22 protein-coding genes are annotated in these 21,382 nt (G+C 61.9%); 10 read left to right on the top strand and 12 right to left on the bottom strand.

The features are described 5' to 3' along the window. Window positions 1-39 precede the first annotated feature (39 nt). Window positions 40-819, top strand: coding sequence for an NRDE family protein (locus CH92_RS01655; protein ID WP_025240065.1), 780 nt, complete (start codon window positions 40-42; stop codon window positions 817-819). A 7-nt stretch (window positions 820-826) separates the two neighbouring features. Here CH92_RS01655 and ptsP read toward each other — a convergent pair whose 3' ends face one another. After that, window positions 827-3,100, bottom strand: a complete 2,274-nt coding sequence (ptsP, locus tag CH92_RS01650) for a phosphoenolpyruvate--protein phosphotransferase (RefSeq protein ID WP_025240064.1) — start codon at window positions 3,098-3,100, stop codon at window positions 827-829. A gap of 19 nt (window positions 3,101-3,119) precedes the next feature. Next, window positions 3,120-3,599 carry an RNA pyrophosphohydrolase gene (locus CH92_RS01645; protein WP_025240063.1) on the bottom strand — a complete coding sequence of 160 codons (480 nt, stop codon included), beginning with the start codon at window positions 3,597-3,599 and terminating at the stop codon, window positions 3,120-3,122. Between the two features lie 179 nt (window positions 3,600-3,778). Here CH92_RS01645 and CH92_RS01640 point away from each other — a divergent pair, with 179 nt between their 5' ends. Together CH92_RS01640 and CH92_RS01635 are read left to right on the top strand one after the other, a co-directional pair. Then, window positions 3,779-4,432: an HAD family hydrolase gene (locus CH92_RS01640; protein WP_025240062.1), complete on the top strand. Its 654-nt coding sequence runs from the start codon at window positions 3,779-3,781 to the stop codon at window positions 4,430-4,432. Between the two features lie 16 nt (window positions 4,433-4,448). After that, complete coding sequence (locus CH92_RS01635) at window positions 4,449-5,669, top strand: MFS transporter (RefSeq protein ID WP_423833199.1); 1,221 nt, start codon at window positions 4,449-4,451, stop codon at window positions 5,667-5,669. An 18-nt stretch (window positions 5,670-5,687) separates the two neighbouring features. On the opposite strand, the gene CH92_RS01630 is transcribed toward CH92_RS01635, so the two are convergent. Together CH92_RS01630 and ilvA are read right to left on the bottom strand one after the other, a co-directional pair. Further along, on the bottom strand, window positions 5,688-6,128 hold the full coding sequence (locus CH92_RS01630; protein WP_025240060.1) for a DUF2269 family protein: 441 nt from the start codon (window positions 6,126-6,128) through the stop codon (window positions 5,688-5,690). Between the two features lie 71 nt (window positions 6,129-6,199). After that, a complete protein-coding gene (gene ilvA / locus CH92_RS01625) occupies window positions 6,200-7,714 on the bottom strand; it encodes a threonine ammonia-lyase, biosynthetic (protein WP_025240059.1) in 1,515 nt (504 codons plus the stop codon). 173 nt (window positions 7,715-7,887) lie between these two features. Between ilvA and rpiA the strand changes: the two genes are divergently transcribed. Beyond that, window positions 7,888-8,562 carry a ribose-5-phosphate isomerase RpiA gene (gene rpiA / locus CH92_RS01620; protein WP_025240058.1) on the top strand — a complete coding sequence of 225 codons (675 nt, stop codon included), beginning with the start codon at window positions 7,888-7,890 and terminating at the stop codon, window positions 8,560-8,562. A 15-nt stretch (window positions 8,563-8,577) separates the two neighbouring features. Here the strand turns inward: rpiA and CH92_RS01615 are convergent, their stop codons facing one another. The 4 genes from CH92_RS01615 to CH92_RS01600 form a co-directional block, all read right to left on the bottom strand. Next, the gene (locus CH92_RS01615; protein ID WP_025240057.1) at window positions 8,578-9,486 is read right to left on the bottom strand and encodes an SdiA-regulated domain-containing protein; all 909 of its coding nucleotides are present in this window, start codon (window positions 9,484-9,486) and stop codon (window positions 8,578-8,580) included. A 104-nt stretch (window positions 9,487-9,590) separates the two neighbouring features. After that, window positions 9,591-10,502: an SdiA-regulated domain-containing protein gene (locus tag CH92_RS01610; protein WP_025240056.1), complete on the bottom strand. Its 912-nt coding sequence runs from the start codon at window positions 10,500-10,502 to the stop codon at window positions 9,591-9,593. Window positions 10,503-10,607: 105 nt separating this feature from the next. Beyond that, window positions 10,608-11,273, bottom strand: coding sequence for a fumarylacetoacetate hydrolase family protein (locus tag CH92_RS01605; protein WP_025240055.1), 666 nt, complete (start codon window positions 11,271-11,273; stop codon window positions 10,608-10,610). Between the two features lie 52 nt (window positions 11,274-11,325). Then, window positions 11,326-12,729 carry an FAD-binding oxidoreductase gene (locus tag CH92_RS01600; RefSeq protein ID WP_025240054.1) on the bottom strand — a complete coding sequence of 468 codons (1,404 nt, stop codon included), beginning with the start codon at window positions 12,727-12,729 and terminating at the stop codon, window positions 11,326-11,328. A 199-nt stretch (window positions 12,730-12,928) separates the two neighbouring features. Between CH92_RS01600 and serA the strand changes: the two genes are divergently transcribed. Next, entirely contained in the window at window positions 12,929-14,158 is a 1,230-nt protein-coding gene (gene serA / locus CH92_RS01595) for a phosphoglycerate dehydrogenase (protein WP_025240053.1), read from the top strand. Between the two features lie 62 nt (window positions 14,159-14,220). Here serA and CH92_RS01590 read toward each other — a convergent pair whose 3' ends face one another. The 3 genes from CH92_RS01590 to CH92_RS01580 form a co-directional block, all read right to left on the bottom strand. Then, complete coding sequence (locus tag CH92_RS01590; protein WP_025240052.1) at window positions 14,221-14,511, bottom strand: hypothetical protein; 291 nt, start codon at window positions 14,509-14,511, stop codon at window positions 14,221-14,223. Window positions 14,512-14,639: 128 nt separating this feature from the next. After that, window positions 14,640-15,110 carry a hypothetical protein gene (locus CH92_RS01585; protein ID WP_144380946.1) on the bottom strand — a complete coding sequence of 157 codons (471 nt, stop codon included), beginning with the start codon at window positions 15,108-15,110 and terminating at the stop codon, window positions 14,640-14,642. Window positions 15,111-15,162: 52 nt separating this feature from the next. Continuing rightward, the gene (locus tag CH92_RS01580; protein ID WP_025240050.1) at window positions 15,163-16,863 is read right to left on the bottom strand and encodes an OPT/YSL family transporter; all 1,701 of its coding nucleotides are present in this window, start codon (window positions 16,861-16,863) and stop codon (window positions 15,163-15,165) included. Window positions 16,864-17,142: 279 nt separating this feature from the next. On the opposite strand from CH92_RS01580, the gene CH92_RS01575 reads away from it, so the two are divergent. From CH92_RS01575 to csgH, 5 genes are all read left to right on the top strand, one after another. Beyond that, window positions 17,143-17,727 carry a helix-turn-helix transcriptional regulator gene (locus CH92_RS01575; protein WP_025240049.1) on the top strand — a complete coding sequence of 195 codons (585 nt, stop codon included), beginning with the start codon at window positions 17,143-17,145 and terminating at the stop codon, window positions 17,725-17,727. Next, entirely contained in the window at window positions 17,715-18,125 is a 411-nt protein-coding gene (locus CH92_RS01570; protein WP_025240048.1) for a CsgE family curli-type amyloid fiber assembly protein, read from the top strand. The genes CH92_RS01575 and CH92_RS01570 overlap by 13 nt, the downstream gene beginning before the upstream one ends. A 117-nt stretch (window positions 18,126-18,242) precedes the next feature. Next, window positions 18,243-18,731: a curli production assembly protein CsgB gene (locus CH92_RS01565; protein ID WP_025240047.1), complete on the top strand. Its 489-nt coding sequence runs from the start codon at window positions 18,243-18,245 to the stop codon at window positions 18,729-18,731. Window positions 18,732-18,751: 20 nt separating this feature from the next. Beyond that, entirely contained in the window at window positions 18,752-19,684 is a 933-nt protein-coding gene (locus CH92_RS01560) for a hypothetical protein (RefSeq protein ID WP_025240046.1), read from the top strand. 68 nt (window positions 19,685-19,752) lie between these two features. Beyond that, complete coding sequence (gene csgH / locus CH92_RS01555) at window positions 19,753-20,166, top strand: curli-like amyloid fiber formation chaperone CsgH (RefSeq protein WP_051517541.1); 414 nt, start codon at window positions 19,753-19,755, stop codon at window positions 20,164-20,166. Here the strand turns inward: csgH and CH92_RS01550 are convergent. After that, window positions 20,152-21,303, bottom strand: coding sequence for an acyltransferase family protein (locus CH92_RS01550; protein ID WP_025240044.1), 1,152 nt, complete (start codon window positions 21,301-21,303; stop codon window positions 20,152-20,154). The two genes, csgH and CH92_RS01550, sit on opposite strands and share 15 nt — an antisense overlap. Between the last annotated feature and the right edge of the window lie 79 nt (window positions 21,304-21,382).

Below are 21,382 nucleotides of genomic sequence, written 5' to 3'. Positions count from 1 at the left end.
CGTCTAGCCTCAAACGCCAATGTGTCTCTCGGTCTTCCTATGTGCCTGATTGTCTTTAGCTGGCGCCCAAGCCACGCGCTGCCGCTGATCGTGGCCGCCAACCGCGATGAGTTCCATGCGCGCCCCAGCCTGCCGCTAGCAGCCTGGGAAGATGCGCCACATATAATCGCTGGACGCGATCTACAGGCCGGCGGCACTTGGATGGGCATTGGAACGGCCGGTCGCTTCGCCGCGCTGACCAATATTCGCGCGCCGGGAATGCCGATCGGGGCTCGCTCCCGGGGTGAACTGCCCGAGCGCTACCTGCGCAGCGAGCTCTCGCCTCAGGCCTACCTGACGGAGGTGACAGGTCACCTGCAGCACTATTCGGGATTCAATCTGCTAGTCGGCGATGCGCGTGAACTCTGGTATCTCAACTCAGCCATGGGCACACCAGAACAGCTGCCGGCCGGCACCTACGGTTTGTCCAATGCCGCACTGGACACGCCATGGCCAAAACTCGTGCGCGCTCGTTCAGCACTGCAAGAATGTCTTTACACACCGGTCACGGAAACACTGCTACAACTGCTGGGCGACTCACAGCCCGCCGCGGACGCCGAACTGCCCAGCACCGGCGTGCCATATGAGTGGGAAAAGAGGCTATCGAGCGTGTTCATTGCCGGCGCCGACTACGGGACCCGCGCCAGTACGGTCTTGATCCGCCGAGCGGATGGCTCGACGGAACTCACCGAGCGTCGCTTCGGCCCTGCTGGTCCGCTGGGAGAGAGTCGCATCAGCCTGCCGCCGCTCAGCCAGATGAGCGAGCCGATGCGCGTCTGATTCGCCTCTAGAGTGCGGCCGAAGGATTGACCATGCGGTCCAGACCGAGGTTGCGCAAGGTCAGCTGCAGCGTGGCGCGAATCACCTGAGGGCTGTCCATCACCATCACCTTGGCCAACAGCTCGCGCGCCGTCGCCGAGCTGATCTGGCGCAGCATCCACTTCACTTTTGGCAGGTTGGTGGCGTTCATCGACAGGCTGTCGAAGCCCATCGCCAACAGCAACATGGCTGCACCTGGGTCGCCTGCCATCTCGCCGCAGATACTGACAGGCTTACCTTCCTCATGGGCCTCGCGAACGATACGTTGCAGCGCCTCAAGAACGGCTGGGTGCAGGTAATCGTAGAGATCGGCCACGCGTGGATTGTTGCGATCGACCGCTAGCAAATACTGGGTCAGGTCGTTCGAGCCCACTGAGATGAAATCCACCTGACGCGCCAGTTCCCGGGTCAGATAGACCGCCGCCGGGACTTCGATCATCACGCCCACGGGCGGCATCTCGACATCCGTGCCCTCGTCGCGCACCTCGCCCCAGGCGCGATGGATCAAGTGCAGCGCCTCTTCCAGTTCGCGCGTGCCAGAGATCATCGGCAAGAGGATGCGCAGGTTGTCGAGTCCGGCGCTGGCCTTGAGCATGGCGCGGGTCTGCAGCAGGAAAATCTCGGGGTGGTCCAGTGTGACGCGAATACCGCGCCATCCGAGGAAGGGGTTTTCTTCCTTGATCGGGAAATACGGCAGGCTCTTGTCGCCGCCAATGTCGAGGCTGCGCATGGTCACTGGCAACGGATGGAAGGCCTGCAGCTGCTCGCGATAGATCGCCATCTGCTCCTTCTCGCTGGGAAAGCGCTCCTTGATCATGAAGGGCACTTCGGTGCGATACAGGCCCACGCCTTCTGCGCCGCGCTCCTGAGCCCGTACCACATCGGCCAGCAACCCGGTGTTCACCCACAGAGGAATGCGCACGCCGTCGGTGGTTTCGCAGGGCAACTCACGCAGGATGTCCAGACCTTCGGAGAGCTGACGCTCCTGCTCGGCCAGGACCAGGTACTGCTCGCGCAAAACCTTGGCCGGATTGGTAATGATCTCGCCGCGGGTGCCGTCGATGATCAGCTCTATCCCATCGACCTTCGAATACGGCAGATCGACCGCGCCCATCACTGTCGGAATCCCCATAGCGCGGGCGAGGATTGCCACATGTGAATTGCTCGAACCGAGCACCGAAACCATGCCCATCAACTTGCCTTCGGGCACTTCACCGAGCATGGCTGGAGACAATTCTTCGCTGACCAGAATAGTGTTATCCGGATAGGTCAGCGTCTGCTGGCGGGCCTGTTGCAGATAGCCGAGCAGGCGCCGGCCGATATCCTTGACGTCCGAGGCACGCTCGCGCAGATACGCATCGTCCATCATCTCGAAGCGGCCGACATGGTCGCTGACCACCTGGCGCAATGCGCCCTGGGCCCACTGTCCGGTGCGGATGACCTTTGACACTTCGCCGCCGAGGGCGGAGTCGTCGAGCATCATCAGGTAGACATCGAACAGTGCGCGCTCTTCCTTGCGCATCTGCGTGGCTAGCTTCTCCGAAAGTGCGCGCATATCTGCCCGCACAGCCTGGAGCGCAGCCTCGAACAGTTCGAGTTCGGCCGAGACGTTCGTGATGGTCTTGTCCGGCACCACATCCAGATCGGCGGGCGGTAGTACGACTACCGCAGTACCCACGGCCGCGCCCGGCGCACCGGGGATGCCGATGAAGCGGGTCTCCTGTATGCCTTTGCCCTGCCTGCCCAGGCCGCGGATCGAACCCGTCGCCTCGGCATGAGCAATGACCCCGGCGAGCTGCGCACTCATGGTCACGAGGAAGGCTTCCTCACCTTCGTCGAACAGGCGCTGCTCTTTCTGTTGAATGACCAGGACACCCATCACCCGCCGATGGTGGATGATCGGTGCGCCGAGAAAAGAGGCGTAGCGCTCCTCGCCTGTTTCGGCGAAATAGCGATAACGCGGATGTTCGGAGGCGTGTTCGAGGTTAAGCGGTTCCTCCCGAGTACCAACAAGGCCGACCAGACCCTCGTTGGGCGCCATGCTGACTTTGCCGATAGCTTTCTTGTTCAGGCCTTCGGTGGCCATCAGAACAAATCGACCGGATTCCGGATCGAGCAGGTAGACCGAGCACACATGGCTGGCCATGGCCTCCCGTACTCTCAGCACGATGATGCCCAAGGCCGCCTTGAGGTCCTTGGCGGCATTCACTTCCTGGACAATCTTGCGCAGCGTGCCGAGCATGCTCAGGGGCTTTCTCCCGTCAGTCCCGCGCCAGCAGGCGCGGGGCGAGTTCTTTTAAGGCGCGACGATAAACTTCGCGCTTGAAGGTAACGACCTGACCCAGCGGGTACCAGTAACTGACCCAGCGCCAGCCATCGAACTCGGGCTTGCCGGTAAGATCCATACGTACCCGGTCTTCGGTGCCGGTCAGGCGCAGCAGGAACCACTTCTGTTTCTGGCCGATGCACAGGGGCTGGCTGTGAGTTCGCACCAGGCGCTGCGGCAGACGATAGCGCAACCAGCCGCGGGTACAGGCAAGGATTTTCACATCCTGCTGCTCAAGCCCCACTTCTTCGTTGAGTTCGCGGTACAGCGCCTCTTCGGGTGTCTCGCGCGGATTGATGCCGCCCTGCGGGAATTGCCACGCATCCTGATTAATCCGTCGAGCCCATAGCACTTGCCCGGCATCATTGGTCAGGATGATGCCGACGTTGGGGCGAAAACCATCGGAGTCGATCACGGCATACAACCTCGCAAACGCATGTCGCGGCATTGTTCCACAAAAAGGCGAAAAGCAGAAAGCGCGCTGCACCGCCGTCGATCAACCGCTTCCAGCCTGCGGTTTGGCGCCTCGAGGGTGCCACGCGCCGGGCAATCCCGCTATGCTTCGCGTCCCTTTATCGCTCCGAGGAACGCGGCGTGCGCCTGGCTTTATTCGATCTCGATAACACCCTGCTGGCCGGTGACAGCGACCACGCCTGGGGCGAATTCCTCTGCCAACGCGGCCTGGTCGACGCTACCGATTACAGGGCGCGTAACGATGCCTTCTATCAGGACTACCTGGCGGGCACGCTGGATGTCGCGGCCTACCAGAATTTCTGCCAGGAATTGCTCGGTCGCAGCGAGATGGCGCAGTTGCAACAATGGCATAGCGAATTCATGCGTGACCACATCGAACCGATCGTGCTGGCCAAGGGCGAGGCACTGGTGCGCCAGCACCATGAGGCCGGCGACCGCGTAGTGATCATCACGGCGACCAACCGCTTCATTACCGGGCCTATTGCCGCGCGACTGGGCGTGGACACGCTGCTCGCCACCGAGTGCGAGATGCAGGACGGCTGCTACACCGGTCGCCTCACCGACGTGCCCTGCTTCCAGGAAGGCAAGGTCACTCGCATCGAGCGCTGGCTTCAGGAAAACGACCAGAGCCTGGACGACAGCTATTTCTACAGCGACTCGCGCAATGACTTGCCATTGCTCGAGCGGGTCAGCCATCCGGTCGCGGTCGACCCCGACCCGATTCTGCGCGAGATCGCCCAACAGCGCGGCTGGGAGATCATCAGCCTGCGCTGAGCCAGGAGGCGCCGTGATCCGCGAAGACGCAGGGAAACCGGGCATGCGACCGGTGGTGATGGTGTCGCTGGCCACGGCCCTCAGCCTGCTGGGCGACTCGATGCTCTACATCGCCCTGCCCCTGCATTGGCAGGAGGCGGGTCTGGACTCGCTGTGGCAGGTCGGCGCTTTACTGGCGATCAATCGCCTGGTTCGCCTGCCGATCAATCCGCTGATTGGCCTGCTCTACCAGCGAATCTCGTTGCGTACCGGCCTGCTGCTCGCCGTTCTGCTCGGCGCCATCAGTACCTGCGGCTACGGTTGGGCCCAGGGTTTCGTCGCCTGGCTTCTGTTACGTGCGCTTTGGGGTGTTGCCTGGTCGTTGTTTCGCATCGGCGGGTTGACTGCCGTGGTGCGCTGCGCCGAACCTGACGGCCAGGGTCATGCGATCGGGCTGTACAACGGCCTGTATCGCCTGGGCAGCCTGTTCGGCATGCTGTTCGGTGGTTTGCTGGTGGCGTTCATCGGGCTGCCGGCCCTGGCCTGGGCCTTTGGGCTGCTGTCATTGCTGGGGCTGCCGCTACTGCTGTTCGGTTTTCACCTGCCCGCCGCAAACGACGTCAAGCCACAGACGACGGAGACGCCCAGCAGCCGCTTCGTCAGCCGCGAGCGTAGCTGGCCGGTGATGTTCACGGGGCTCGTGATCGCTCTGCTCATACAAGGCATCTTTGCGTCGACACTGAGCGCGCTGATTGGCCATTACCAAGGCGTGGAACTGCAGCTGTTCGGCCTGTTGCTCAGCGCCACCGCTGCCGCTGGTGTTCTGCAAGCGCTGCGCTGGGCGTGGGAACCGTGGCTGGCTCGCCGGATAGGACGCTGGTCGGACGGACCGCAGCGGCGCCTGCCCTTGCTGGCCGCCTCACTGTTGTTGGGGGCCGCCAGCTTCGCGCCCATGGCCCTGAGCCTGCCGCTGCCCCTATGGCTGCTGGTGACGCTGCTGGCATTGCTGGCCGCCACGGCGTTGACCACGCTTGGCGATGCGCTCGCCGCCGAGACCGCCAGCCGCCTCGATGCGGTGCGGTTCATGACCCGCTATTCCATTGGCCAGGACCTCGGCGCCGCCTGCGGCCCGCTACTGGCGTATATGCTGTTCAGCCTCACCGGCGGCTTTGGCTGGCTCTACGCAAGCGGCAGCCTGCTGCTCGCCTTGCTCGCGGCGTATTGGTGGTATCGCTCGAAAACCAGAGACACGGCCTGATCGCCCTGCAGCGACCTTTCAGACCGGCTTGGCTCCCATCAGCCCCATGATCGCGACGAGTATCAGCAGAATCAGTCCGGCGTAGGCCAGCGCCAAGCGCGGCAGCTTGACCGGAGCCGGCGTGTCACCCAGACCCTGCCAGGCACGCAGGCGCCCGCCGAGTAACAGCGTGAGCGGCACCAGGATCAGGAACAGGATCGAGCTGCCCAGCAGCCAGAGCTGCCCGAGCGGGAAACCGGCCAGATGCGCCAGCCAACCGCCCGTGACCGGCAACAGCAACGCCAGGGCTGCCAACAGCGGGAGCGAAAACAGCCGCGTACGCCGCAGCTTCTGCTGTAGCACGGCCGCATCAGCCCGGCGCCAGGCCTTCCACAACATGACTACATGCGCGATCAACCCGAGCGTCAGGAGGATCGCCAGTGCGGCATGGACGATATTCAGCAACTGGTAATGTTCCATCTTTTCTCGCTAGTGGCCTGTTCGGTTGGTTTGACTGGCGCACGCTGAATACGGCGACCCTTTTCCCGGCGTTAGCCAAGAAACAGCTGATAGGCCGGATTGTCCGTCTCGTCCCAGTAGCGATAGCCGATCTTGTCCAGCGCGGCCGGCAGCAGATGACGCTCCTCGGCCGGCACCTGCAAGCCGGCAACCACGCGGCCATCCGCCGCGCCATGGTTGCGGTAATGGAACATCGAGATGTTCCAGCGTCCACCCAGGTTGTTGAGGAAGTTGAACAGCGCCCCTGGCCGCTCCGGGAACTCGAAGCGAAACACTACCTCGTCGCTGACCCCCGTCGCATGCCCGCCGACCATATGACGGGTGTGCAGCTTGGCCAGTTCATTGTCGGTCAGGTCGAGCACTGGAAAGCCCTTGGCCAGCAGACCTTCCACCAGCGCCGCGCGCGGATCGTTTTCCGGATGGGTCTGCACGCCGACGAAGATGTGCGCCTCGCGGTCCTGGTGGTAGCGGTAGTTGAATTCGGTGATCTGACGCTTGCCCAGCGCCTCGCAGAACGCCTTGAAACTGCCTGGCTGCTCGGGGATGGTCACGGCGATGATCGCCTCGCGCTTTTCGCCCAGCTCAGCCCGCTCGGCGACATGACGCAGGCGGTCGAAGTTGACGTTGGCACCCGAGTCGATGCCCACCAGCACCTGATTGGTTACGCCGTCGCGTTCGACGTAGCGCTTGATTCCTGCCACCGCCAGCGCGCCGGCCGGCTCGGTGATCGAGCGGGTGTCATCGTAGATGTCCTTGATCGCTGCGCAGATCTCGTCGGTGCTGACGGTGATTACCTCATCCACATGGTGCCGGCAGATGTCGAAGGTATGCTGGCCGATCTGTGCCACCGCCACACCGTCGGCGAACAGCCCCACCTGTGGCAGCACCACACGCTCGCCTGCCGCCAGCGCCTGTTGCAGGCAGTTGGAGTCGTCTGGCTCGACGCCGATGACCTTGATCTCCGGGCGCAGGTATTTGATGTATGCGGCCACGCCCGCGATCAGGCCGCCGCCGCCCACCGGCACGAACACCGCGTCGAGCCGGCCCTGGTGCTGGCGGAGAATTTCCATCGCTACCGTACCCTGCCCGGCGATTACGTGCGGATCGTCGTACGGGTGGATGTAGACGTAGCCCTTTTCCTCGACCAGCTTTAGCGAATAAGCCAGCGCCTCGGGGAAGGCATCGCCCTGCAGCACGACCTTGCCGCCGCGGGCGCGCACGCCCTGCACCTTCAGCTCCGGCGTAGTGCGCGGCATGACGATGGTGGCCTTGATGCCCAGCTCGCGCGCTGCCAGCGCCAGGCCCTGGGCATGGTTGCCAGCCGAGGCGGTGACCACGCCGCGCGCCAGCTCCTCGGGCAACAGCTGCGCCAGCTTGTTGTAGGCGCCGCGAATCTTGAACGAGAACACCGGCTGCAGATCCTCGCGCTTAAGCAGAATCTGGTTACCCAGCCGCTCGGAAAGCTGGCGTGCGGGCTGCAACGGAGTTTCGACGGCGACGTCATAGACGCGCGAGGTAAGGATCTTCTTGACGTACTGTTCGAGCATCGTGGGCTATCTTGGCAGGCTTTGCGGGGTCATCGAGTCTACTCTGCGAGCCACGCGCCGACCACCGACAATCAGAACGGGAAACACCCATACAGCTCGCTCCGCGCAAGACCCACCGCCAAGGCGCCGCTATACTCCCGCACCTTGTTTCTCTTCGCCCGGACCCTTACGCCATGACCCAGGATCAACTCAAGCAGGCCGTCGCTCAGGCCGCCGTCGACCTCATCGTCCCGCAGCTCAATGACCGCAGTATTGTCGGCGTCGGCACCGGTTCCACTGCCAATTTCTTCATCGACTTGTTGGCTAAACACAAAGGTACCTTCGACGGTGCGGTGGCCAGTTCCGATGCCACTGCCGAACGCCTCAAGGGCCACGGCATTCCGGTGTATGACCTGAACACCGTTTCCGAGTTGGAGTTCTACGTCGATGGCGCCGACGAAACAAACAGCCATCTGGAGTTGATCAAGGGTGGCGGCGCGGCGCTGACCCGGGAGAAGATCGTCGCAGCGGTAGCCAAGACCTTCATCTGCATCGCCGATGGCAGCAAGCTGGTCGATCGCCTCGGCGCCTTCCCGCTGCCGGTGGAGGTTATTCCCATGGCGCGCAGCCATGTCGCTCGCGAGCTGGTCAAGCTGGGCGGCGATCCGGTCTATCGGGAAGGCGTGGTGACCGACAACGGCAACATCATCCTCGACGTGCACAACCTGATGATCGGCTTCGCCCCGGATCTCGAAGCGCAGATCAACAACATCGTCGGTGTGGTCACCAACGGTCTGTTCGCCGCGCGCCCTGCCGATATCCTGCTGCTGGGCACCAAGGACGGCGTGCAGACACTGAAGCCTGAATAAGCAGGGACAGCACGGCTAATTGCTTTTGCGGAACACGTAGAACAGATTCGGTTCGCTCACCAGGTACAGCGTGCCGTCAGGCCCCATGGCGATGCCTTCGGCCTGCGGCACGTGCTTTTCCAGCCCGTGCTCGCCGGCCTTAAGCGACAGCGTGCTGATGGGTTTGCCGTGGGTATCCAGCTCGACGATCAGGCGCGACTCGTCCGACAGCGCCAGCAGGTGACCGGTCTGCTCGTCGTATTGCAGGCTGGAGAGGTCACGTACGAACAAGCCTGCATCGCGCTCGGGATCCTCACTGACGTGCACGGCCAGCGGCGGGCCATCTTCGGCATAGGGAAAGCCCTGGATCTCGTAGATGCGTACCGGGTCGCGCTCTTTGGCGACGAATAGCCGATTGCCGGCGACGTCATAAGCCAATCCCTCGAATCCCTTGTTGCCGTTCTGCCCGATGGCCAGCGAAAACTGCTGACTGGCCGCCGCATCGATCCGCTCAGTGCGCTCGTCAACCTCCACGCGCAACAGGCGCTGCAGTCGCTCATCACTGATTACATAGACGCCACGGGAGATATATTCGATCGCTTCCGGATCGCCGAATCCCGTCAGCGGGATTGCTCGCAACAGTTCCCCTTGAAGGCTGAGTTCGAGTAACTGTGGCGTGCCATTAGTGATGGCGATCAGGCTATTGCGGTCGGTATCGAAGGTCAGCGCCGACAGGTCGTCAGCGATGCCTTCGACCTGCCGGGCCTGGATGACCGCCCGGTAGTTCGGAAGCCACAACGAACTCACTTGGCGCGCATCGGCGTGGTACCACTGGCTGAGGTTGAACCAGGCACGCTCGAACGACTGGTAATGCACGCCAGCCGCGATGACCATCAGCAGAGCGAGGCTGGCCAGCGCAGCCGGTATCTTGGAAGTACGACGCATGGAGGCACTCAGCTGTAGGAAAGGAAGCGCGATTATCCGCCGCCTCGCTTACCCCAAACTTAACGGGCGAGGCGCAAGCGCTATGACCACGCGGCGCGCCAGTATCACCGTCGCCGACTGAAAACATAGAAGCGATTCGGCTCGCCGACGACATAGATGTCGCCGCGTTCGTCCATGGCAACGCCCTCGGCCTGATCGATGCCGTCCACCAGCCCGTTGAGTCCACCGAGCAAGCTGATGAAGCTGCGCGGCCGACCTTGCAGGTCGAGCTCGACCAGCAGCCGCGACTCGTCGGACAGCATCAGCGTGTGCCCAGTGCGCGGATCGAAGGCCACCGAAGAGATGTCGCGTACCAGCAGTGGCTGTTCCGGCTGCGCTTCTAACGCACCGGCAATGCCGCCGTCATCCGGTATCGACAGCTCGAACAAGCCCTGCGGGTCACGCTCTTTGGCCAGTAGCAAGCGTCGGGAGCGCGGGTTCCACGCCAGGCCCTCGAAGCCCTTGTTGCCGGCGCCCTCGAAGCCCAGGTCATAGCTGGCTATGTCCGCGAGGTCGAGGCTCTCTACACCCAGAGGCAACCGGAACACCGCGACCAGCCGCCGGCGCTCGTCGACGATGGCCATGCGTCCATCATCCAGCGCTTCGACCGCTTCGGGATCAGAGAAGCCGGTTAACCGAACACGCCGAAGCACCACGCCACCGGGAGAGAACTCGATCAGCTGCGGGTTCCGCCCAGTTACGGTAAACAGAGTGCCGGTCGCAGGGTTCCAGGTCAGCCCTGAGGTCTGGTCTTTTTCCAGGCCCACCAGTGTCGTTTCCAGGACCAGCTCGTAATCCGGCAACCAGATGCTCGCTGCACGTTGTTCGGCATCCGCCGATTGCTCTTGCCAGTAGAGTTCCAGCTGGTCATCCCAATGCAACAGCGCACCCGCTATCGTGGCGGCGATGATGCAGAGAGCAAGCAGGGCATAGAGAAACCGCTGCAGACGCGAACGACGGGAAGGTTTGGCTGACATGGAATGCTGATCCGAGGCGAGGCACGGATTACAGCACGGGCGGCCAGAGGGGCGATACCGCCAAAGCGCAGCCGGATGGGAGTGACTCCCACCCAACTGGATAGCTCAGAGCACGCGACTTTCGAAACGCGACAGCCCCGCCAGCTCGAGCGTCAGTTGATCACCCTGATTCAGCGGACCGACACCGGCTGGCGTGCCGGTCAGCACCACGTCGCCTGGCTGCAGGTTGAAATGAGCGGCGATGTGCTGCAGGAGCGGCAGGATGGCATTGAGCATCTGGCTGCTGTTTCCGTCTTGGCGCAACTCGCCGTTGATGGTCAGGCGAATGCCGATATCCTTCAGGTCGCTCACCGCATCGCCCGGGACGAAGGGCGCCAACACGCAGGCACCGTCGAAACTCTTGGCGATTTCCCAGGGGTGGCCCTTTTCCTTCAGCTTGGATTGCACGTCGCGCAGCGTCAGGTCCAGCGCCGGGGCGAAGCCGGAGATGGCATCGCGCACTTCTTCTTCGTTCGGCTTTCGCGACAGCGGTTTACCGATCAGCACCGCGATCTCCGCCTCGTAGTGCACCGCACCACGGTCGCTCGGAATGCTGAAACCGCCCTCCAGCGGCGCCGTGCAGCTGCCGGCTTTGATGAATAGCAGCGGCTCGGTCGGCACCGGGTTATTCAATTCCTTGGCATGTTCGGCATAGTTGCGACCGATGCAGACCACCTTGCCCAGCGGGTAATGAATCGGTGTGCCGTCGGTGTACTGGTGTTTGTAATTCATTGCGAAATCCTCAGGGGGAATAGCAAGCTGATGCAAATGGCTAAGCGCGGCTTCAGGCTTCAGGCAGGCTGAAAATTTTGCCAGGATTCATGATGCCGTTGGGGTCGAACGCCGCCTTGATCGCCTTCATGTAAGCAATTTCCGCAGCTGACCGGCTGTACTCGAGATAGTCGCGCTTGGTCATGCCGACGCCATGCTCGGCGGAAATCGAACCGTTGTAGCGCTCGACCGTCTCGAACACCCACTTGTTTACCGACGAGCATTTGTCGAAGAACTCGTCCTTGGACAACGCCTCGGGTTTGAGAATATTCAGGTGCAGATTTCCATCACCGATATGCCCGTACCAGAGCACCTCGAAATCCGGGTAGTTGCTGGTGACGATCGAATCGATGTCGGCGAGGAAGGCCGGCACCTTGGACACGGTGACGGAGATGTCATTCTTGTACGGCGTCCAGTGCGAGATGGTCTCGGAGATGTACTCGCGCAGCTTCCAGAGGTTCTGCAGCTGCTGATCGCTCTGGCTCATCACGCCATCGAGAACCCAGCCTTCGTTGACGCAATGTTCGAAGGTCGCCAGCGCCTGCTCGGCACGTTCCTCCGTGGTCGCCTCGAATTCCAGCAGTGCATAGAACGGCGTGCGGGTCTCGAAGGGCGCGGGGATATCGCCACGGCCGAGGATCTTGTCCAGGCACTTGTCGGAGAAAAATTCGAAGGCGGTCAGGTCGAGCTTGTCCTGGAAGGCATGCAGCACCGGCATGATCGAGTCGAAGTCCGGCGTGCCCAGCACCATGGCCGTGAGATTGGTCGGCTGGCGCTCCAGACGCATGGTGGCCTCGACGACGAAGCCCAGCGTGCCCTCGGCGCCAATGAACAGCTGACGCAGGTCGTAGCCGGTGGCGTTCTTGATCAGATCCTTGTTCAGTTCGAGCAGATCGCCCTTGCCCGTCACGACCTTCAGACCTGCCACCCAGTTGCGGGTCATGCCATAGCGAATCACCTTGATGCCGCCGGCGTTGGTGCCGATATTCCCGCCGATCTGGCTGGAGCCGGCCGAGGCGAAATCCACCGGATAGTAGAGGCCCTTGTCCTCGGCAAACTGCTGCAGCTGTGCGGTGATCACGCCAGGCTGGCAGACCACGGTGCGATCCATCTCATCAAAGGACAGGATCCGGTTCATGTAGTCGAACGACACGACCACCTCACCATTGGCCGCCACAGCCGCAGCGGAGAGCCCGGTACGTCCGCCAGACGGAACCAGCGCGACCTGGCGCTCGTTGGCCCAACGCACGATGGCCTGTACCTGATCGGCTGTTTTCGGAAACACGATGGCCGAGGGTGCCGGTGCGAAATGCTTGGTCCAATCCTTGCCATAGGTGGTCAGCGAATCGGCATCGGTCAGCACCTTTCCGGGCTCGACCAGGGTCTTAAGCTCTTCGATCAGGGCGGGATCGGTCATCATGGGAACTCTCATTCGATTCATGGTCATCCTGAGTACGCTTCAGCTCGGGATATAGGTGTTTCGGAGGGCCCATATGCTAGCATACGCCCCCCTTTGAAACGTGCCTCGGCAGACTTCCCGACACCGCTGTCACCCGGTTCGGCCAGCCTTCGCTGGACACATCAGTACTCTTTTCCGGCCTAAAGGTTTTACGCAGATGAGCCAGACCTCTCTCGACAAGAGCAAGATACGTTTCCTTCTCCTTGAAGGTGTCCACCAAACTGCCGTGGATACGCTCAAGGCTGCCGGCTACTCCAACATCGAGTACCTGACCGGCTCGCTGCCCGACGCCGAACTGAAGGAAAAGATCGCCGAAGCGCATTTCATCGGTATCCGTTCCCGGACCCAGCTCACCGAGAGCGTCTTCGACGCCGCAAAGAAACTCATCGCCGTCGGCTGCTTCTGCATCGGTACCAACCAAGTCAACCTCAATGCCGCTCGCGAGCGCGGCATCGCGGTATTCAACGCGCCCTACTCCAACACCCGTTCGGTAGCCGAACTGGTGCTGGCCGAAGCCATCCTGCTGCTTCGCGGCATCCCCGAAAAGAATGCGTCCTGCCACCGTGGCGGCTGGATCAAGTCGGCGGCCAACTCCTTCGAGATCCGCGGCAAGAAGCTCGGCATCATTGGTTACGGCTCGATCGGCACACAGCTGTCCGTGCTCGCCGAGAGCCTGGGCATGCAGGTGCTCTTCTACGACGTGGTCACCAAGCTGCCACTGGGTAACGCCCAGCAGATCGGCTCGCTGCATGAACTGCTCGGCATGTCCGACATCGTCACCCTGCACGTGCCGGAAACGCCTGCGACCCAGATGATGATGGGCGCCGACGAGATTCGCGCAATCAAGAAGGGCGGCATCCTGATCAACGCCGCGCGCGGCACGGTGGTGGACCTTCAGGCCCTGGCCGACGCGGTCAAGGACAAGCACCTGATTGGCGCTGCCATCGACGTGTTCCCGGTCGAGCCTCGCTCCAACGATGAAGAGTTCGAGAGCCCACTGCGCGGCCTGGACAATGTCATTCTCACCCCGCACATCGGCGGCTCCACTGCCGAGGCCCAAGCCAACATTGGCCTGGAAGTCGCAGAGAAGCTGGTCAAATACAGCGACAACGGCACCTCGGTGTCTTCGGTCAACTTCCCGGAAGTGGCGCTGCCATCGCATCCGGGCAAGCACCGTTTGCTGCACATCCACGAGAACGTTCCGGGTGTGATGAGCGAGATCAACCGCGTGTTTGCAGAGAACGGTATCAACATTGCCGGTCAATTCCTGCAGACCAACGAGCGCGTCGGTTATGTGGTGATCGACGTCGATGCGGAATATTCCGATCTGGCCTTGGAGAAGCTCCAGCAGGTCAACGGCACCATCCGCAGCCGCGTTCTGTTCTAAGCAGAACGCAGAATGAAAAAGGGAGGCTTCGGCCTCCCTTTTTCATTGCTATCAGTTAGGCATCAATTGGCAGGTGCGAGATTGGCGCCAGCACCCGTGTCGCGGCGCTCGGGTCGTTCCGAAGGGGATCGGCGCTCGATGGGCTCGACCGGCTCTATTGCGGGCGGCGCCTCAAGCGTGGGCGGGCGTGGCTGGCGCGAGTCGGCATCCGGGCGCTCAATGACGTCTTGTGGCTCACGATTGTCCAGCGGATGCTCGCGGCTTTTTTCCGGCAGGGTAGGACCGGTGCCGGTCGCCAGCGCGGCAGATGCCAGCACCAGACTTGCCGCGAAAATTGGAAAACGCAGGTCCATAGATCACCTCCTGAAAGGCAACTCGGGCGCATCGCGCTACAGCGAATCAGGTCGCCAGGCGTCAGCGCTGCCTAAAAGCAAAAAGCCCCGGCCATGGGCCGGGGCTTTCATCATCTGGCTGCACCGCATCAGTTGCCCGTGCCACCAGAGCCGCCAGTGCCGGATCCGGTTCCTGACCCGGTTGCGCTGTTACCAGTACCCGTGGTGTTGCCCACGCTGGTGCCGGTGCCCGTGCCAGGTCCCGCTTCGGCGCCGGTTTCAGTGGTAGTGCCTGCACCGGTGGTCATGCCCGAGCGGTTGGTGTCATCAGTGGTTTTGCCATCCATCGACTCCTGCTTGGTTTCGCCGCTGGTGGCACTGTCGTTGTCGGTTGTGCCCGCTGCGAAAACACCCGTGGACATCAGACCAGCCAGAGTTAAAGCAGCTAATTTTGTCATTTGCATGTGCAATCTCCTTATCCCATGGGTTACATCTATTCCGGCATCCGGCGGGCGCAGGGGTTGCATCGAACGCCGTTGAATTCCGTCCTCAAACGGTTCAAAGCGCCGTGCCAGCAGCGTTCCAGTGAAGTTGACCGTTCGTCGAAAAACCGTAGCCATGACCGTTCGTCGCCCTTCCAGCACGTCGCCCCTCCGAAACGCTGTGCGTACTTCAGCGCAGCAACTGCCACAGCGATATTCCCACCCCGGCCATACTCTCTCCGGCGACTAGCCCAGCGGCCGCCACGATCACGAATCGCTCGGCTAGGCCGCCCCAGCGCGCCGCAAACAGCCAGGCCAGTAGCGCGCCGAACGCCATCATCAGCGATATCGATGCAGGGATGATGAAGGCCAGCCCCAATGCCGCGGAACTCGGCAGCCAGCGCAACCGCGCCATTGGCAACAGGCCTTCCAGCGCTCCCAGACCGATGCCGGTCAATGCACCGGCCACCATTGCCCAGCGTATGTCGGTGCCGATCGAACCCAATCCGGCCGTAAGGGCTTCAGCCACGGCCTTCCAGGTGGCCACCGCAGGCGCTGGCCACTCGGTGGTGATCAACATCGCCTGCGGATCGGGAATCAACAACTGGTAGACGACTACCCCGACCAGACTGCCAACCAGGATCCCAAAGCATTGCGCGACGGCCTGGCGCGACGGCGCCGCGCCGATGGCGTGGCCGACCTTGAAGTCGTTGAGCAGATCGGTGCACTGCCCCGCCGCACCGCCAGCGGTGTTGGCGCTCATCAGATTGATCGCTACCTGGCCGGGTGCGATCACGCCAAAGCTTAGTTGTGACAACTGACCGATGGCGCCGATAGGAGGAATGCCCGTGCTACCTACCACCCGCGCCGCCACCATGGCCAGCAGGACGGCCAGCGGGATGGACAACGCCGCCATAAACGGATGGATATCGAACAGCGTCATCTGCATGATCACCACCAACACCGCGGCTAACGTCAGCCCGAACAGCGGCACGGCGTTGGGTCGAGCCGGCTTCAAAGGGCGTGTCGATTGCTCCCGGCGCGCGCGCAACATGCGCAAGCCAAGAGACGTCAAGGTGGCACATACCATCAGGCTGACACCCGGCCAGAGCAGCCACTCGATCAACAAGGCGAACTGCGGCCCGCTGGCATCCGCCGGCATCACCACCAGCCCTTCGGCGATCAGCCAGGGCGAGAGCAGTCCCCAGGCCAGTACGGCGCCGAGCATCAGCGACAGCCCGACCCGCAGCCCGATGATCCCACCGAAGCCCAGCAGCAGCAGTGATGGCTCCAGGCTGAACGTCAGACGCTCCAGCTGAGCCCCCGGAGCCCAGCGCGGCAACGACCACAGCAGGCTATCGACCAGCTTGCTCAGCGCCGCCAGCAATGCGGCGGCGCTGAGCACCAACAGACGTCTCGTCGCTTCGGCGCCGTGGCTGTAGATCTGCTGCATGGTCGCCAACGTTGCCATCCCCTCGGGGAACCGCAACCCACCTTCGACGATCAGCGACGGCCGCAGATACCAGGCCACCCAGATGCCGAGAAAGCTCACCGAGAATACCCAGGCCATCAACGGCAACGTATCCAATTGCTGACCGGTGATCAGCGTGTAGGCAGGTATCGGAGCCACCAGACCGCTGGAGATGATCGAGGCGGCAGACGACGCGGCGGTCTGGTTGATATTGCTCTCGTGGAGCGACCAGGCAGGCAGGCGCAAGGCTCGCCCGAGGCTCTGCCAGAACGCGAAGCCGACCAGCAACGCGATGATCGACATGTTGAACGACCAGCCGATCTTCAACCCGGAGTAGACGTTGGAAGGGGTTAACAACGCACCGAGCAACAAGCCGGTGAGCAACGCACGGAGGGTGAGTTCGCGTGGGGCTTCGCTCATGCCGGCTCCATCGTATGGGTGATTGACTCACCTTAGTCCATCTACTCAAGCCGATCGTTTAATCAACCACTCGTCGGCTTATCGTCAAGCCAGCGCAGATCGGCCCTCAATCGCAGCGTGAACGCTGAACTTCATCATTCCATGCCGGTCGTTTAGTAACTTTTCTACGCGGCATAACGGCACCCAAACCAAGGATTGAACATGGACGAAGCGGATCTCACTCACCAGGAACGTAACCGGCCTACCGTCACCCTGCTTACCGGCAATGAGCTGCTGGGATTGTTCTTCAAACACTTTCTTGGCGAACAGGCTCAACTGGACGTGGCGTTGGCCGGGCTCGAGAAGATCGCCAGAGAGACCACCGACCTCTATCTGGTCGACGCGGGCAACAGCCAGACCGAACAACTCTCGACGCTGCTCGATCGGATCGATGAGCAGACGCCCGTAGCACTGGTCAATATCGCGCCGGAACAGGCCGAGCAGCTGGTGGACAAGCACCCCGGCATTCGCGGTGTGTTTTACAGCCACGCCACCCGCGAACACCTGCTCGATGGCATCCAGATATTGCTCGATGGTGGCGACTGGCTGCCGCGGGTACTGACCGAGCGATTGCTCAGTCAGTGGCGGCGCATGCGCCAACTGGCCGGCAGCAAGCCGTCGCTGACCCTGCGCGAGCGTGAAATTCTCAGCCTGGCCGGCAAGGGCCTGTCCAACGCGGAGATTGCCGAGCAGCTGTGCCTGAGCCCGCACACCATCAAAAGTCACATCCATAACCTGTTGCGCAAGATCGGCGCCTCCAACCGTGCCGAAGCGGCGTTCCTGCTGCGCGGCAGGCTGGACTGGTCCGAGTCGTGTCACGCCTGACGCTCGGCCTGGTCCTGCTTAGCCTGCTGGGCCCGCTACAGGCGCAGGAATCGCAGGAACAGGCCGAAGCCGAGGCGGAGTTGAGCGGCCTGATCATCGATAACACGATCACCCGCTTCGGCCATGACTTTCACCGCTATCTAAGCTTCCAACTGCAGGACGCCAGCGAACTCGAGAATGACCTGGTGATTCGTGAACGCCCCTCGGCACGCTGGGGCAGTCTCGTTTGGGTGGAATACGGTCAGCGCACCGTTTATCGCCGCTTCCTGCAGCCCAACGTCGCCGAGATCGAGTCGATTGCCGAGCAAGCGGCACAGCTCGTGCTGGAAGAGATCAACCGCAGCAAACTGCAGAATCTGCTTCAGGACACCTTCGACATGGATCGCGATGAGCTCTGATCAATCGCAGGGATTAATCCGCTCCGCTCGTCACGAAGCGGGTGCTTTGAACCGTTCGATGGATGTTCACCGCTTCGTGTTCAGTCAAGAATCCGAGCAATCTTTCGAGGTGCCCGCATGGATCGTCTAGCCTTGTTTCGCCGCGGCTTGCTCGCCGCCCTTCTGCTCACCGGACACGCCTCGCTTCATGCAGCCGACCTGCTGGACAATGCCGACCTCGCCGAGAGCTCGTTCAGCATCGTCAATCCGGCAGTACTTGCGCTGGAGCTGCCCAGCGGCCAGACCGCTCAAGTGTTGCAGCAAGGCAACGACAATCTGGCCGAGCTCAGCCAGATCGGCGAGCACCAGCTGGCCAGCATCGTCCAGCAGGGCAGCGATCAGCAGGCCTTCATCCTCCAGCAGGGCGAAAACCAGCTCGCCAGCATTCTCCAGATCGGCCAGGGCAACATGGCCGCCATCACCCAGATTGGCAGCGACAACCAGGCTGCGATCGCCCAGATGGGCGCCAATAACAACGCCAGCATCGAACAACTGGGCAGCGGTCTGAGCAGCAGTGTCATTCAATACGGAAGCGGTCAGCACATTCAGATCGTCCAACACTACTAAAACAACAAAGGGAATTTTCCATGCGCAGCCGCCTGCCCCTCGTTGCACTCGCCTTCCTGCTGGCTGCTACCAGCGACCTCCATGCCGACAATAGCGCACAGATCGATCAGACCGGCACCGACAACTCCGCCTTCGTCGACCAGACCGGTTCACTCAACGAAGCGCTGATCAGGCAGAACGGTACGAGCAATACCGGCGCGATCTACCAGCTCGAGGCCGGCGAGTCGAACCAGGCCACTCTCGTGCAGCTCGGCGGTGGCAACGACGCATCCATCTATCAAGGGCCTGAAAGCCACTTCGCCAGTGCGAGCGTGTATCAGCAGGGCACAAGTAACCGCGTCGAGGTCGAGCAGACTTGGTATGCCAATGAACTGCAGATCAGCAGCATCGGTGACGGCAACTATGTATCCGCTACCCAACAGGGCCTCGCGCAGGCCGAAGCGCGTCAGATCGGTAACGACAATTCGGTGACTTTCACCCAGGACGGCATCTACCACGGCACCCAGATGGCTGTTTACCAGGTCGGTGACGAAAACATCGCCACCATCGATCAAGGCGATGCCGGCCATCTGACTCTCGCCCAGAACGGTAACCGGAACAGTGCGCAGATCAGCCAGAACTCGCTGTTCGGCGAGGTCATGTTCAATCAGGCGGGCGACGACAATCTGCTGGTCGTGGAGCAAAGCGGGCGAGACAATGATTTCAGAGGCTCATCGACCGGGAACGACAACAGTGTCGAACTGGTGCAATGGTTCGATGGCAACCGGGCCAGCGTCGTGCAGAACGGCGACGGCAACCTGGCCGAGATCCGCCAGTTGGCCGAATACAACGAGGCTCGCGTCAGCCAGATCGGGACGGCAAACGAGGCGGCAATCACCCAGAGCGCCGCGGGCATGCACGCCGTGATCCAGCAGACGGGCAGCGGCAACCTTGCCACGATCGTTCAGCAGTAAGCCGCATCGGCTGACTCGCACCTGGCTATGGTCGTGCACCCATGTTTGCTCTCACCCTGGCGACTTTAATGCTGACAACCACCGCCGCGCCGGTCGAGGCGCAGCTCGAGCTGCGCCCTGACGATGACCGGCTGCGCTTGCGGCTGTGCTTCAGCAGCCCGGAACCCCACCCGCTCGTCTACCATCTCGAAGTGCGTACCAGCGGGCGCGCCGGCACGAGCCGCAGCCGTCAATCGGGCAAGCTGATCAGCGGTCCCGTGGCGCAATGTCCGCTAAACAACCGTATCGGCTTGTCCGACGGCAGCCAAATCGAGGCGACGCTGACCTGGTCCGTCGACGGCGAAGAACAGACACCTCTGCACCAGGCCTATCCCGCTACCCAGCCGACCAGCCCGGCATCCCCGCAACCCGCCCCGTCGCCGCTGGAACAACCGCGAGCACCCGACGAACTGTTCGTCAGCGCCGATTCACACCTGCGATAACCGCAGCGACTCGCTGCGCGCAAGACGGCGGCCGACCTCAATGCCCTTCAGCTCGACGTAGTGATACGTCAAAGTCGATACGGCCAGCACCATCGCCAACTCCAGAAGGGTGAGCAGATCGTCTATCAGCAGGCTGCCCGAACTGATGTAACGCATGATCTGTTCACTGCCGGCTTGCTGCAGGATGACGGTGTAGTCCGTTCCGGTAAGTTTGGACAGCACCACCGCGGCACTGGTAAAGGCAAAGATTACGGCCGCGTGGGTCAGATAGATGGAGAAGGACAACTCTCCCAGGCGGGCGAAGCCCCGACGCTGCAGCAATCGCGACACAGCCCCCCGCTCACAGGCAAATACCAGTACCACCAGGCAGAACAGCAGGCTGGCAATGATGCCCTGATGCGGCGTCTCGTGGGTGAGCGTGCGGTACACCAGCAACAGGCAGAGCAACTCGAGCACATTGAAAAACGCTTGGTCGTGCATGCGGCTAATCGCAGGCTCCAGACGCCGGTAGAGCTGGTAAGTCAGCGCACCGGCAAAGAAGCACGAAGCGCCGCGCCAGATGAAGGGCTTGATTACATCGAGCTCGACGTACAGTGCCGCGAAGGACACCAGCGTGGCCAGCGCCAGTATCTGCCCGCAGTAACGCGGGACGCACAACAGCACCAAGCCCAGCAGCATGTACAGGTAGTACTCGATGCTGATGCTCCAGGCCGGGGTATTGAAAGACAGGCTGTTGAAGCTGCTAATCCAGCTCTGCAACAACAAGGCGTTGGGCAGGATTTCGCTCGGGGCGGTCTTGCCGCTGAACGCCGGGTCGTTGAACGAAAACCCATGATGCTCCGCCCAGAGCTTGCCGAATTCCAAGCCGATGAATACCACTAGCATCAGCAGGTGAAGTGGATACAGGCGAAACGTCCGGCTGATGACGAAGCGTTTCAGCACCTGCGGGCCGAACTCGCGGGTGCCGTACGCATGGAACATGACGAAACCACTCAGTACGAAAAAGAATTCGACGAATAAATCAGCGTGCCGAAAGAAACTGAGCTCGGAAAAACTCAGCAGGATCTGGGTATGAAACAACACCACCGCAACCGCACAAACACCGCGAAAACTATCCAGTACGACAAAGCGTTTCATTCCTTTCACCTTGCTCGACATCCAGTCACATGCGCTGCGCGCGAGCCGCACAACGGCACTGGCCAACGGAGATAAGCGC

This window comes from Stutzerimonas stutzeri, from assembly GCF_000590475.1.
Lineage (GTDB): Bacteria > Pseudomonadota > Gammaproteobacteria > Pseudomonadales > Pseudomonadaceae > Stutzerimonas > Stutzerimonas stutzeri_D.
This window is presented reverse-complemented; position numbering and strand designations above follow the sequence as displayed.